This window comes from Zunongwangia endophytica (genome assembly GCF_030409505.1).
Taxonomy (GTDB): Bacteria; Bacteroidota; Bacteroidia; order Flavobacteriales; family Flavobacteriaceae; genus Zunongwangia; species Zunongwangia endophytica.
This window is the reverse complement of sequence record NZ_JAUFPZ010000002.1, coordinates 3,495,577-3,510,529: the sequence shown is the minus strand read 5'-3', so window position 1 is coordinate 3,510,529 and position 14,953 is coordinate 3,495,577. Positions and strand designations below refer to the sequence as shown.

Below are 14,953 nucleotides of genomic sequence, written 5' to 3'. Positions count from 1 at the left end.
TATAAAAAGAGGGGACTTTATGTCCCCTCGCTGTACTTTTTTTTAGTTTCAACGCTGCAAATATAATAATAATTCCCGAGAAAGAAAACCAGGCAATTAGGCAAAAATCTTTGTAAATTCAATATTGGTTTAAAAATACTCTAAAACTAACCGTTATGAAAAGGATTCTGGTTCCAACAGATTTTTCTAAAATCGCAGAGAATGCATTGAAATCTGCAGCAAAAATGGCTTCAAAATTTAATGCTGATATTTATTTGCTTCATATGTTAGATCTACCACTTCATCTTGTAGACCCGGTCTTGAAGAGCAGTGAAAATGTACCGGAAGCACTATATTTTATGAAGTTGGCCCATCAACAATTCAGCAAAATAAAAGATATGGATTTCCTAAAAGGCCTGAATATCTATGAATCTGTTCAGTTTAATTATGCTTTTAAAGGCATTACTGAATTTGCTAAAAATAACGACTGCGATCTCATTGTTATGGGATCCCACGGAAGCACTGGCTTTGAAGAAATGTTTATCGGATCGAACACCGAAAAAGTAGTTCGCCAGTCTGAAATACCAGTTTTCGTAGTAAAAAAAGAAATTTCTGACATCAATATTAAAAACTTCGTTCTTGCTACAGATGCAGATTTAGACAATAAAAAATCACTTTTGAAAGCCGTGGAATTTGCTAAATTATTCGAAACAGATCTTCATCTATTGTTTGTAAACACTCCCAACAACTTTACGACTACAAAACAGGCTTATGCAGATTTGGAGGAATTTCTTGAGGAAATAAAATTAAAGGATATTAAAAAACACATTTATAATGATGTGAGTATCGAAAAAGGGATTTTAAATTTTGCCGAAAAATATAACGCAGATGTAATAGGAATCATCACACACGGTAGAAAGGGACTTTCTCATTTTTTTAATGGAAGTATTAGTGAAGACTTAATAAATCATGCTACTAGACCAGTAATAACTTTTAAGCTTTAAATAAAAGTTTTAAGAGCGCCTTTTCGAATACATAACCACAGATAATTCCAGAATGATTTTGTTTTATCACGTTCTATTTCTAAACCCTTATTTGCATTTTCTCCACTTTCGCCGTTATGATTCACAAAAACATTTGCAACGGTTGTTAGAAAACCGCTTTTTTCTGTACCATCATTTTTAAGTACTTCAATCTTAAAATCTTTATAAGCGATATTCACCCCACCTGTCGCTTTAAACCTATTTCCAGAAAAATCGTATCTCATAGAGGTTATAGAACCTTCAGCTTTTACATTCATACCCGGCTTTAAAAAGCCATTCATACTTTTGGCAGAAAGTACTCCCATATTTCCGGAGACATTAAAGAAATCACTTGGATTGTTTACCTTAAACCCCCATTGAAGATTTAATGGAGCTTCATTCATAAAATCAGCGTTAGCACTAACACTTGTAGTAGGAAATTCTTTTTGATCGCTAAAATTTGTAAGATTGGCAATTGTTGCGTTAAGATTAGCAAAAATAACCTTTCCCGGTTCTCGATCAGCTTTCATCTTCTCTTCGTAAACAATCTTTGAATTTGAAATTTTTAGTGTATCCATCTTAAGTAAAAGTGACATTTTACGTAGCATTTCACTATACATTGGTTTTATTGAAGTATCATCTGGCAATGTTTTATCTCTGTAAATATCGAAATTGGCATTACTAATAAAAGCATTACCTATAAGGATTTTTAAACTATCGTTTCTAAATCCATAATCTGTATTTTCGAACCCCAAACTATCAATAGTTAGCTCGTACATATCCTTTTCTATCGGAGTATATTTTTGAAATTCCTGACGTGAATACTTTGAAGTTAAATGAAGGCTTTCTAAAAGCGTTTTTTTATTCTGAATATTGATTTTCGCAACATCTAATTGTTGTCTTTTATCCAAATTATATGTTACTGAATCTACTTCTAGACCAAATTGTCCAAATTCGAATGGAATTTTATTCTTAATAGTAGTACTATCGGCATGAATGTTTTCAATTTTAAAATCGAAGGATTTTACTATTAATTTACTTTTTGAGATACTATCCAAGATTTCAAAACTTCCTTCCTTGATCTGTATCTTATCAACCGTAATATCTTTATTGAACTTTTTAGACTTACTATCAGATTTATCAGCACTCTTAGATGTTTTATTTTTCGAATTATAAACTATTTGAGGGCTCTGAATTTCAAGTTTGTTCAATTTAATATTCTTACCAAAGAGAATTTTCCAATAGTTTAAGCCTGAGACCGTCAATTCATCAGATTTTAAATTAATAGTAGGTTTATTGAAATCTATCTGCGTTAAGCTGGCTTCATTTTGAAAAATATTAATGTCTAAAGTCTCGAATTTGAGTTCTGGCACCTCTTTTTCAAGTAAAGAAATTGCTTTTTTTTCGACAAATGAATTAGCGAAGAAACTTGCGATAATCACTAAGATTATAATTACTGAAATTACCGCGAGACCTATTTGTTTTTTGCTCAAGATGTTTATATTTAATTGAAATGTACAACTCTCAAAGCATGATGATACGCTGATTAAGAATTTTTAACTAAAATCTTTAAATTCAGTATTTTGCCGAAGTTAAATTTACGTCAAAAGCTAAAAATTATTACTGAAATACGGGATTAGAAATTATATTTGCAACAACTAACTACTAACCAATGATTTTTAAATTAAGCCTTAAGATATTGTTTGTAATTGCTGAAGTATTTTTGGCTTTTTACAGCTTTGCTATGAGCGATAGCTTATTGGTTAAATTTATTTTCTTCGCTTTTACAGCAGTAATCATTGCATTTGCTCTTACAAAAATCACTAATAAATTTTTACCTGTAGATAAAGATTATATCTCCAAAGAGCAGGAAGACGGTACTGGCGAATAATCTAAAGTAGCCTATGCGCTTAGTTTCCATTTCAGACACTCACAACAAACATGAAGCACTTAGTATACCAGATGCTGACGTAATCGTACATTGCGGCGATTTCACCGAAGCAGGATCGGAAAAAGAAACATTAGACTTTCTTGAATGGCTTTCTGCTCAGCCATACCAGCATAAAATACTCATTGCAGGAAATCACGATTTTTACTTAGAAAAACATCAGCAGGAAATTTCGAATATCATTCCTAGCAATATAATATATCTTAAAGATAGCGGAATCAATATTGAAGGGATTACTTTCTGGGGAAGCCCTTATACTCCAAGTGATGTTCATTGGGCATTCGCTTTAGAAAGAGGAAAAATGATTAAGGAAAAGTGGGATATGGTTCCGGAGGATACAGATATACTGATAACGCATACGCCGCCTTACAGCATTCACGATGAAAATATAGAATATAAGAATATTGGATGCGAAGAGTTGCTTAAAAAAGTGGTCGATATAAAACCGAAGTTTCATTTATTTGGACACGTCCATGATGATTTTGGAAGTAAGAAAATAGGACCAACGACATTTATAAACTCATCAGTTATGGATAGCAAATACAGACTAATGAATAAAATCTCAGTTTTTGAGATTTAGAAAAAAGATTTGGATACAGATAAACCTGCGGCGAAGTTGGAATTTTTGTCTGAAAAATCAACAGCACCCATTACATCTAAATCAAGAAAACTTCTCAATAATCCTACTTTTAGATAGGTAGATACGACTTCAGGCTGAACCTTAAATAAGGAGCGTTCATCATCTGCATCGTAATGCCTATATTTTAAAGAACCTACATTTTGATTAAATCCATAATTTCTCCTATAGCTTGCCTTAAATTCATAAGGAAAATAAAGTTTACCCTGAACACCAAAATGATGAGCAATCAATCTATTATTACCGACAGCTATATAATCACCACCATAGTCAGATAAATAAGTACTTGTTATAAATGGCAAACCAATCACTTTATTTTGATATGTCCATCCACTACTATAAACACCGTGATTAAAATAATTATCCCAAAGGTGCGGAGCGGTTTGGCTTTGATTCTTCGTATAAATAAATTCGTACACAAAAGAATTTATTAAGTGATCCTTTTTACCAGAGTCATAAAAAGCTCCATATCGACCATCAGGAAAATTTCTCATTGCACTACCAGATCCGTCTTCGAAAATACTGTTATAAAATAACTCAAATTCACCATTTTCAATTTTTCTATTGTACGACAACTCATAACTACCTAAATGATTACCTATCGCATTTTCCTGATCAGTAGGAAGAGAATTATCGCTACCTGCCCTACCTAAAAACATACGAACATATTCTTCAACTCCAATCGGTTGATTCTCATAACGGGAGTCTGAAGGATTTCCACCATATTGAACAATATGCCGAACACCCAATCTTAAAGTTGATGCGCTATTTAACTTATAGACTAGAGACAAATACTTATGGTGCACATGGGCATTCTCAGTAGCTCTATTATCATTCAAATAATATTCACTAAATAAAGCCTCGAATCCCAAATGATTATCTAATAGAAAATAAATAGGTCTGGATGTTTTCACCTCTATTCCCGGTAGAGAACGTGAGTTATTAGACCAAAGAATACTCTGATTTGTTGAAGCCAAACCATTGTACTTTAAGTCATCATGTTTTACTCCAACATTTATATTCAGAAATTTTGAAGAGTAATTAGCATACAATTCATCTACAAAGACATTATTATCGCCCCCTATTTCATTAAACTCATTACGATAAGTAAATCCAGAATGAAGAGTAAAAGCCGAGTTTTCGTTAAGATTTAATTTATAAGATGATTCAATAATAGCATATATATCTGTTTGCCTACCAACTCTTCCATAATTATTACTACGTAACCAAAATGGCAATGCACCATCGCCATTCACGAATGCGCCAGACTCCATATTCAATTGAAAACCCGTTTGCGAATACCCGACCGAGACAAAAAAATAGAATAAAACTAAAAAAAGACTTTTATTAAAATACATATTTTATCTCATATTAACATCAAAAAAATTTATGTATAGAAAATAACAATGCTTATTAATTTAAGGCTCACTAAAAGTGTTCCTTAAACTTTTCCCAAAAGCTTTTTTTATCAGCTCCATAAGAATATCCGTATTTATTGCCGTAACCAAAATTAGCGAGATCCACATCATTTAAAACAAAACTAACATCATGAAGTTTCCCTGCTTTTTTGGAATCAATTGGAAATTGTAACAAAGCCTTCTCAGTATACGCAGCCCTAACTACATAAAGCGTAAGGTCTGCATACTGACTAATCAAGAAAGTATCCGCTACTAACATACAAGGTGCCGTATCAAGAATAATGTAATCATAGCTTTCTTCTAGTGTACTAAGCATTTCACCCAAGCGACGATGCCTTAATAGTTCAGAAGGATTGGGTGGTATACTTCCTGAAGTTAAAAAATCTAAATTCTTATTATATTTGGTTTGCTCAATTAGATCATTCAATTTTAAATCTTCATTAATTAAGTAATCACTAACTCCTAATTGTTTTTTAGAGCCTACATCATACCGTTGTAATTGCGGATTTCGTAGATCAGCCCCAACCACGATCACTTTTTTGCTCATATTCGCCAATGTTAGCGCCAAATTTATGGAAGTAAATGTTTTTCCTTCTCCCTTCACTGTAGAAGTAACCAACATTTTAATTCCTTTTTGTTTATCACTTTTATTAATCAGCAAATATTGCATATTGGTAATTGCAATTCTAAAAGATTCTGCCAGTACAGAACGATCAGCCTCCGTTATTAAATGGCTTTGCTTTTTATCAATTCTAGGAATCTCACCAACAATTGGAATCTGCTTAGCCTTTCTCTCCAAATCATCTCTATGCTTAACTTTATTATTAAGAATATTCTTCCCATAAATAATACCGATTGGAATTAAAAAGCCTATTAGTAATCCTCCAAAAATTATCACTTTAGATTTAGGAGCTACGGGATTAGCATTTGTATAAGCATTATCCACTATTTTCGCTTTAGGAGCTGTTACCGCAAGGGAAAGTGAGTTCTCTTCCCTTTTCTGCAATAAGAACAAATACAATGCTTCTTTTATTTGTTGCTGACGGTCAATACCACGAGATTGTCGTTCTATGGAAGGAACCGAAGAAATTCGGGATTGAATTACTTTAGCCTCATTATTGAGCTCTTTCATAGAAATATCAAGATTGGCCTTTAAACGCCGCAAACTTTTTTCAACCACAGATCGCATTTGATCAATTTGCTGATCTAAACTTACTATAACAGGATTCTTTAATGTTGAAGACTCCAATATACGGTTCCGTTCTAAAACCAATTTATTATAGTCTGCAACCTGCTGGTTTACGCCATCTCCTTCCAAACCTAGGTTTGCAGGTAAAAGATCTGAATTATTCCCATCCTGCAGGTAATTCAACATAGCAGAAGCTAGTCCCAATTGGGTCGTCAACTCTTGCCGCTTTTTTTTATATTCACTTGCATTTTCCAAAAACAGCTCTGATTCCGCTTGAATATTAGTAAGCTGACGATCTTCCTTAAAAACTTCTTTATCGGTTTCCACGGAGTCTAATTCAAAATTTATAATTTTTAAGCGTTCGTTAATAAATTCAGCTGTATTTGAAGCTACTAAATTTTTATCTATAATAGCCTCTTTATTATATTCTATTATCAATTGATCTAGAACGTCCTGTGATTTGGCAGGAACCGCACCTTCTAAACCTAGTTGGATTAATGTGGAATTATCGTCTACCAATTGAGCGATCAGTCCTTTCTGGTAATAAGCTACAACCGACTCTATAGGCATAATACGAAATCCATATTCCAAAATTTCATTATTTGCTATAGGCTTATAATTCTCATCTTTCCTTATTACAATTTCAGCAAATCCTATATTTATAGGCTCTCCAAATTTCGCTTCAATTTTTTTGCCATCTTCATTATTTATTAAAATAATATTATTTTCCTCCCAAGAAATCCGAAATTCATTCTTCGCTTCCGCTGCAGAGTTAGCGAGCTGTTGTTCATTAAGTTTAAGAATATCCAATTTAAATGGTTCTTTAGAATACGATTCCCGTGTTACAAAAAAATCATAATTCAAATATTTAATATTAAGATCTAAAGAACTTATAGTTTTAGTCATCATCCTCTTAGACTTCAACAAGCCAATTTCATTTTCAATACTACTGGTTTTAAGCCCCTCTAATATACCCAGGTCTGTAAAAGAGGACAACCCTGAGGTTGCAGGAGACTTGGTATCCTCATCTTTAATTATAATTGTAGCATTTGTTAGGTACACCCGTTTCGATAAATTTAAATATATAAAAGCCAAAACAATCGCAACAAATACCGAGACTAAAAACCAAGGCCAGTACTTTAAATATTTTTGAATCTCCTCTCTTAGGTTAATCTCTTCTTCTTGAAAATTTTTAAATTCGCTACTCATAAGTAAACTATCGGGTTAATAACACAGCTAAAGAAACCAATACTGAGGCTATAGAAATATATACAGATGCATTACGATTATAATTTGCTGATTGCAACTGAGGTCCATTCGGCTCTACGTAAACCACATCGTTTTGCTGCAGATAATAAAATGGAGAATTAACAATATTCGAATCAGTCAAATCCAAATAAGCATGTTCTTTCTCACCATCTTTGGATTCACGAACAACGAGTATATTTTTACGTCTTCCATAAATAGTCAAATCCCCGGCGAGGCCTAAGGCCTTTGGCAGACTAAGATATTCATCGGTAACAGGAAAAGTTCCTGGTTGCTTCACTTCACCTAATATGGTAACCTGAAAATTTGATATCCTTACAAACACAATCGGGTTTTGTATATACTCAGAAATTTTTCCCTTCAATTTTTTAGATAATTCTTTTCTATTAAGACCAGCAACCTTAATAGTTCCTAAAATCGGAAACTGGATTTCGCCTTCAGCATTTACCAAATAATTTTGCAGAACGGGCGTACCATTCACTCGTAAATCTCCCATTTGCCCTCCGGCCATACCAGCTACAAAAGGTAGGTTAAATGGTGTTGCTGACTCCATATTTTCTGCGGACACAGTAATACTCAGTTGATCATTAGGTTTAATCTTCAAATTATCGTAAATAGAAGCATCTCCCATATCTTTAATTTGATCTAGGTTTTGAAAATATACCATCTCTTCACGTGACACACAAGACGATAGCAGCGCTAAACAAAATAAGCAAATAATAAATTTGGGTTTGAACATCAAAATAGATTTTAGGCTAAAATAATTTTTTAAAAAGATCTAAAAAATAAATTCTTAAATTTAAATAATATCAATAGGCATTTTCTTCTCCTCCTATTGCATTTAGTACGGTTTTAATAATGATTTTGACATCAAGTAATAATGACCACTTCTCTACGTAAAAAATATCCAAACGCGTACGATTAATTATATCAGATTTCACAACTACCTCCCCGCGATATCCCTTTATTTGAGCCAAACCGGTTATTCCAGGTTTCGCATAATGACGGACAAGGTATTTATCTACTGAATTTTCATACTCTCTCGTATGAGCTTCCATGTGCGGCCTTGGTCCTACCACACTCATATCACCATTAAAAACATTTATAAATTGAGGTAATTCATCAATACTGGTTTTTCGAATAAACTTCCCGATTTTGGTAAGCCTAGCATCATTTTTGGTCATCATCTTTGTATCTGCTTCTTTGTTTACTGCCATTGACCGAAATTTATAACAAAAAAAAGATTGTTTGTTTACCCCATGCCTTTTTTGTTTAAAAAAGATCGGTCCTCTAGACTCCAACTTTATTAACAAACCTATAACCGGAATCAGCCAGGATAATATAAAAAGAATGACCAAAGAAGAAAAAACGACATCAAAGATACGTTTGGTGTAACGTGCTACATCAGTATCTAGGGGCAATTTTCTTAAATTCAAAATCGGTACATTGCCAAAAAGCTCTACATTCATTGCCCTGGTATAAATTTCTTTATTATCCGGTACCATTTTTATTTTTACCAGATTATTATCACAAAAAGCTATCAATTCATTTATCTGATCGGAAGACAATCTTGAAACCATACAATAAACTTCATCTACAACATTATTCCGAATAAAATCAAAAGCTTTATCTACCTCTCCTAAATAAGTAATACTTTTAGAAGGATGATTATCAAAATATCCTTTATATCTATATCCCAATTCCGGCTGATCAAAAATCTGACGAATTTTTTTAAGCTTACGATCCCTACCAATCACCACAACGCTCACAAAGTTCCCGCCTTCCACGCGATAAATATCTCTTAAATAATAAAAAATATATCGGTATATAATAATGGTTACAAAAATAACCAATAACACTTTCAACTGATATGCCGGATAAATTGTAAGATTCCGAAAACTAAAATTAGTAAAGTAAGCCAATGAAAAAATTAAAAACAGACTTAATACTTTATGAAAATTAGTAAAAAAACGCTCATTACGCTTTGTTGGGTAAAAATCTATAGCAAAAGTAATAAGCAGCCAACTAAGATTATAATAAACGATGGACACCATATTATTATAAGTCTCATAACTTAGTGTAAACAGCGTTAGGTTAATAATGACCAAATGAATTAGAATAGAGAATGGTATGATTAAAACAGATCGTTTCATTTTTATCGATTAGATTAAGTATCTATATGAAGCAACCTTTGATAGAAAGAAATCAATTTAACGGACTCATAATCCCAGGATAACTCGTTAACCACCCTATTGTAGCCGAAATCTCCCATATAGCTTCTCACTTCTTTATTATCGAGCAAATATTCTATTTTATTTGCAAAATCTGTAACATCCTCAGCATATAAGGATGCCTCTTGAGCTGAAAATTGACCTTCTTTCAAATTGAATTGAACAATTGGTTTTTTCAGGGCCATATATTCCATAATCTTATTCATGGTAGAGAGGTTGTTCATCTCTGTTGGTTTATCAGGATTCACACATACATCTGCTGTATTCAATATATCGACTAAAAGTTGATCGGATACCCGACCGTAAAAATCCACATAGTTCTTAAGCCCCATCTCTACAGCCAAATCTTTGAGTATATCAAGATCAGATCCTCCACCTACAATAGCAACTTGTACATCATTTCTTTTTGCTACAATTTGCTTAACACTTTCCAACAACAAATCAATCCCTTCTTGCTCACCTATAACTCCTAAATATCCAATAAGATATTTTCTACCTTTTTTATATTCCAGTTTTGGCGGCTGCAATTTAAGCCTATCTAGTTTAGGCCCGCTTCTTACCACCTGTACGTTATCTTCCCTCATACCCCCTCTTCGAATGGCTATTTCTTTATAGGATTCATTTGTTGCGATACTCGCATCAGCATGTTTAAAAGTCTTCTTTTCAAAATACAGCATTAACCTATAAAAAAAATCCTTTTTATCATACTTGGCAATATAAAGCTCAGGATTAATATCATGGTGATCAAAAACATATTTGACACCTTTCTTCTTAAAAATTTTCGCTGTAAGATAAATTAAGTCCGGTGGATTACATCCATGGATCACATGGAATGGTTTTTTCTTATAAATCTGCCTAGCAAGTTTTATCTCCCAATATATTGCCCCTCCATACTCTATCAAATATCCTAATGCCCCTCTAGCTTCTAAAGGCAATGGGTGCCTATATATTTCTATACTATCTATTAATTCATAATCTTCCGTATACCCCTTCATTTTAGGGCAAATTATAGAGACATCCGCTCCATTAGTTTTAAGAGTGGTTGCTTCTTGCCAAACCCTTCTATCAAATGGAACGGGTAAATTTTCAACAATTATTAATATATGTTTTCCGTGTAGACTCATTTATTTTTCCTTAAATCACAGTATCTTCTGCTGATATATATTTTCCAGTTTCTAAATCTGTAGCCCAGTTTATACCGGTATAGTTTTTCTTATTCAAGAATTGATCTCCGAGCCGCACAAAATCGATAATAACCTTACCTTCAATATCTTCTAATTTTTCAATAAATTCTTTCTCCTTAGTATTAACTATTAACACATCCGAATCTTGAATTACCTGCTCCAAATCTGATGTTAACAATTTAGACAAATGTGGAATTCTAGCATCCACATAATCCTTATTTGTACCTGTAAGTAACGTCATATTTACATTCTTATCATAAATAGTAACATCTGCTCCTTTTCCTAATAAAGCTTCAATAACCCTCACAGCGGGACTATTTCTTAAATCGTCTGTCCCTTCTTTAAAACTTAACCCTAAAAAGCCTAACTTCTTGTTCCAGTATTTATAAATCAATTTGGTAGCCCTTGCAATTTGATTCTCATTAGTTTTATCGATACTATCTATTACAGGGGACTCTACATATAAGTCGTGCGCCAAAGTTTGAAGCCCCTTTAAATCCTTAGGCAAACATGAACCACCGTAAGCAAAGCCTGGTTTAAAATAATAAGGTGAAATATTCAATTGTTTGTCTTTACAAAAAATATTCATAACCTCATGGGAATCAATATCCAATTCACTACAAATATTACCCACCTCGTTTGCAAAAGATATTTTTAAAGCATGATAAGTATTGTTTACATACTTCATTATTTCCGCCACCTTTAGATCGGAAATTACAATCTCTCCCGGTAAGTCCTTATATAGTATGGCTAATTTCTCTGCAGCCTCTTTATTATCTGAGCCAATTAAGGTTAAGGGCGGGTTATAGTAATCCTTTACGGCAGTCCCTTCCCTTAAGAATTCCGGATTATCCACTACCGCGAAAGCCCTATTTCTTTTCTTTCCAGAACTTTTTTCTATGATATTTGCAATTTTATCACAGGTGCCCGGCATTACAGTAGAACGTAACGCAATAATATGGAAGCTATCTTTCTTACTAATCGCCTCTCCAATACTTTCGGCTACAGCAAATATATATTGCAAGTTTAAGTGCCCTTTTTCAGAACTAGGCGTACCTACAGCTATAATACTAACCTCAGAATCCATTACCGCCTTTTTAGCATCTTTAGTAGCCGAAATTCTTCCCCACTTATGTTGTTCCTGGATTATTTTATTTATATCCGCTTCAATAATAGTAGGTTTCCCATCATTGATTAAATCAATTTTGTTTTGGTTTACATCTACACCTATTACATTGTGCCCATTTTGGGCTAAACAACCAACGCTTACGCAACCAACGTATCCTAATCCGAAAATACTTATATTCATAGTTTTATTTTTATGCGATTTACTTTATATAATACCAAAAACCATTAATCAATAATGTTAGGTAATCTTTAATTCCGTTCGGACTTATTTGTTGATCACTCTTTTTAAGTATCACTCCACTCTTTAATCGAATACGATTCCCTTCAAAAATAAATCCCGTTTTTAGCTCCTTATTTTCTTTTATTAACTCAACAGAACTACTTAAATTTATCTTAAATTTAGATTGAATCTTATTTAAAACCTCTTCTGGCCTAGAAATAAAGTCTTCATATCTTATAGTGATTTTTTCATCTCTTTTAATAGTACATAAAAAACATAAACAACAAAGATTAACCAAAAAATAATATGCATTAGATGCTAAAAATCCCTTAGATGGTTGCTCGACATTTTTTTTCGAAAATGAATTAACAACGCTAATTGGATTTCTTTTTATATACACATAATTAATATTATGCCTTGAATTCACATGATTTTTCAATGACAATGCTCTCCCAGGATATTTTGAAGAATCTACTATATAATTTTCCCCTATTTCTTCATCCAAGGCATCTATAAATTTGTTTATATAATTCTTGTATCTAACACTTCTTTTTCTAAGGAAAAAATTCTTGAAAAAATATTTATGATATTCAATCTTATGTATAGTTTCGTCTAAACTATGATTAATATCTACTCTATCTTTTAGTTTATTAAAAATGCCTTTCCAAAAAATATAATTGGGAGTTGAAGAATCAAATCCGTGCGGCTCTCCTCTAAGTTTACAAAACTTTAAGATCTCCCCTGTATCAAAAATATCAGAATTATTACTTAGTGCAATACCAAGAAGTGTAGTCCCAGTTCTACCAGTTCCTAATATATAGATAATATTCATACTTCTAAAAAGTTATTACATAGTCCATTTTTTCGGACATATTATTTTTAAATTTACTAATTACCGTTAAGCCAACTTCTTTGTGTTCAAACTTTTCTGAAAACCAAGCTAAAAGAGGTTCTATATTCCCAGATTCATAGGATAATAAGCTCTTTTTATTTAAAACATTTAAAGAAACTCCATTTATCAATTGGAAACCATCCTCATTCTTCTCAGTTAAACTTAATGAAGGATGAATATTAAATATACTATCTATTGATATCTCCTTATTTTGAGGATTAATAATTTCATCACTGATTATAATTTTCCTATTCCTTTTATTGAAATTAATCCCCCTTACTAAAGTTACTCCAAATCTTTCTTTATACACATCAGAACTTACCAAAACAAAAGCTTCTTCATTATTATTCTTATATTGTAAAAGTTTGGCTTTAGAAGTTTTATCCCAACTCATTCTCGTTAATATTTTAGCATGATTTTCACCGTTAACAGAGAGAGTATTATGGGCATAAACCCCCCTAAAATAATCTCGAAAGTTTTTATAACGTTCGTGATATTGAAAAGTTCCATTATCCACAAAAACAGGTTTACTATTCACTCCTAATGTAAATGATAACTGATCAGAGTGCCCATGAGCCGACAACAAGTTATCCCCAATTGCTCCAAAATCAAATGTTAATTTTGTCTTACTCTTATTATCATATAAGAATAAATAACCAGAGTCTTTAAAAATAGTGTCTACAGGTTCATCAATAACTTTTCTAATTTTACTACAAACTACATCTCCACCAAACAACAATAAATTTCGACTATCAATAACTTCTGAAGTACTATATTTTGTATCATATAAGATATCTATAGATTGCAAGATGGATTTATGATAGTCAAAATTTTTATCCATAAATGGATATATTAAATGTCCATCATCACAATCACCAAAATGTGATAAATTATAGACCTCACAGTTAAACAAAAAGCACCCTCCAGCTATAATTTTTTCCCTTAATGACTCAATATTATACAAATAACCTAATTTAAGTTTTTGTATTAAAGATATAACAACGAGAGTATAATCTAGTGTTTCTGCATGATATCCTGTAGACAATTCAAAGTTAACTCCATCTTCATTAAATTGTCTGTCTACCTCCTTCAAGAACCATTTAACATATTTATTATGATTTGTTTCAAAAATCAAATCAAAAACGGCCAAACCACACAATTCAGCAAGCAAATGATTATTTGCTGATGAATACAAGGATAAATTGTTCCTTAAAAAAGTAACACCCTTAAATATCAATTCCTTAATTTCATTCTTGAGAATTTCATCTACTTCCGCTATTTGATCCAAAATCAATAAAGTATATATTAGATTTATATTTCTAATAGCTACTTCTATTCCACTTGTCCAGTGAATAGAATATAAAAACTTAACATCTCTATTAAAACTATTTACATGCTTTCTAATTACGTCAAGAGATTCGTTGTTTTTATTATTAAAGAAATTTAGTGCCAAAAACGGCAAAAAGTGTAATCTTCCTATATCTGAAATATATTTTACGTCTCCATACAAATCATAATTTTGTTTGTTATATAATGTAAAATACATTAACGGATGTCTTTTATTAGTATATGGGTCTGAATACCAATCAATACTTTCTTTAAGATTAACCGTCACTTTATTAAATATATTATATTCATAATCTACTGTAAAATCATTCGTATTCCAATCAATTACGGGAACATTCAGTTTATATGATTTTTTAGAATTATTTTTTAAATATTTAAGTTTAATATTTTGATTGAAAAATTGAAAAGTTCTGTAAAAGAGTAGTTCTTGAACAGAAATAGATTTAATTCTATTATAATAAAAGCCTAGACTTTTCATTAAAAGATAAATTT

The 14,953-nt window shown here is 32.0% G+C and carries 12 protein-coding genes; 3 read left to right on the top strand and 9 right to left on the bottom strand.

Annotation, left to right across the window (positions count from 1 at the left end; all coding sequences use genetic code 11):
* Positions 1-155 precede the first annotated feature (155 nt).
* Entirely contained in the window at positions 156-983 is an 828-nt protein-coding gene (locus tag QWY91_RS15375) for a universal stress protein (protein ID WP_290236389.1), read from the top strand.
* On the opposite strand, the gene QWY91_RS15370 is transcribed toward QWY91_RS15375, so the two are convergent.
* A complete protein-coding gene (locus tag QWY91_RS15370; RefSeq protein WP_290236388.1) occupies positions 980-2,494 on the bottom strand; it encodes a hypothetical protein in 1,515 nt (504 codons plus the stop codon). The genes QWY91_RS15375 and QWY91_RS15370 overlap by 4 nt on opposite strands.
* Positions 2,495-2,673: 179 nt before the next feature.
* Here QWY91_RS15370 and QWY91_RS15365 point away from each other — a divergent pair, with 179 nt between their 5' ends.
* Positions 2,674-2,892 (top strand): hypothetical protein, encoded by a 219-nt coding sequence (locus tag QWY91_RS15365; RefSeq protein WP_290236387.1) that lies wholly within the window; start codon positions 2,674-2,676, stop codon positions 2,890-2,892.
* Between the two features lie 13 nt (positions 2,893-2,905).
* On the top strand, positions 2,906-3,529 hold the full coding sequence (locus QWY91_RS15360) for a metallophosphatase domain-containing protein (RefSeq protein ID WP_290236386.1): 624 nt from the start codon (positions 2,906-2,908) through the stop codon (positions 3,527-3,529).
* On the opposite strand, the gene QWY91_RS15355 is transcribed toward QWY91_RS15360, so the two are convergent.
* The 8 genes from QWY91_RS15355 to QWY91_RS15320 form a co-directional block, all read right to left on the bottom strand.
* Positions 3,526-4,866, bottom strand: a complete 1,341-nt coding sequence (locus QWY91_RS15355) for a capsule assembly Wzi family protein (RefSeq protein ID WP_494338489.1) — start codon at positions 4,864-4,866, stop codon at positions 3,526-3,528. The genes QWY91_RS15360 and QWY91_RS15355 overlap by 4 nt on opposite strands.
* A 148-nt stretch (positions 4,867-5,014) precedes the next feature.
* Positions 5,015-7,402, bottom strand: a complete 2,388-nt coding sequence (locus tag QWY91_RS15350; RefSeq protein WP_290236385.1) for a GumC family protein — start codon at positions 7,400-7,402, stop codon at positions 5,015-5,017.
* A gap of 7 nt (positions 7,403-7,409) precedes the next feature.
* Positions 7,410-8,198 carry a polysaccharide biosynthesis/export family protein gene (locus QWY91_RS15345; RefSeq protein ID WP_290236384.1) on the bottom strand — a complete coding sequence of 263 codons (789 nt, stop codon included), beginning with the start codon at positions 8,196-8,198 and terminating at the stop codon, positions 7,410-7,412.
* A 70-nt stretch (positions 8,199-8,268) separates the two neighbouring features.
* Positions 8,269-9,612, bottom strand: a complete 1,344-nt coding sequence (locus QWY91_RS15340; protein WP_290236383.1) for an undecaprenyl-phosphate glucose phosphotransferase — start codon at positions 9,610-9,612, stop codon at positions 8,269-8,271.
* A gap of 14 nt (positions 9,613-9,626) precedes the next feature.
* On the bottom strand, positions 9,627-10,814 hold the full coding sequence (locus QWY91_RS15335; RefSeq protein WP_290236381.1) for a glycosyltransferase family 4 protein: 1,188 nt from the start codon (positions 10,812-10,814) through the stop codon (positions 9,627-9,629).
* A 10-nt stretch (positions 10,815-10,824) separates the two neighbouring features.
* Positions 10,825-12,183: a nucleotide sugar dehydrogenase gene (locus QWY91_RS15330; RefSeq protein ID WP_290236380.1), complete on the bottom strand. Its 1,359-nt coding sequence runs from the start codon at positions 12,181-12,183 to the stop codon at positions 10,825-10,827.
* A 19-nt stretch (positions 12,184-12,202) separates the two neighbouring features.
* Entirely contained in the window at positions 12,203-13,054 is an 852-nt protein-coding gene (locus QWY91_RS15325; RefSeq protein WP_290236379.1) for a sulfotransferase, read from the bottom strand.
* A gap of 4 nt (positions 13,055-13,058) precedes the next feature.
* Positions 13,059-14,939 carry an alginate lyase family protein gene (locus tag QWY91_RS15320; protein ID WP_290236378.1) on the bottom strand — a complete coding sequence of 627 codons (1,881 nt, stop codon included), beginning with the start codon at positions 14,937-14,939 and terminating at the stop codon, positions 13,059-13,061.
* Positions 14,940-14,953: the final 14 nt, after the last annotated feature.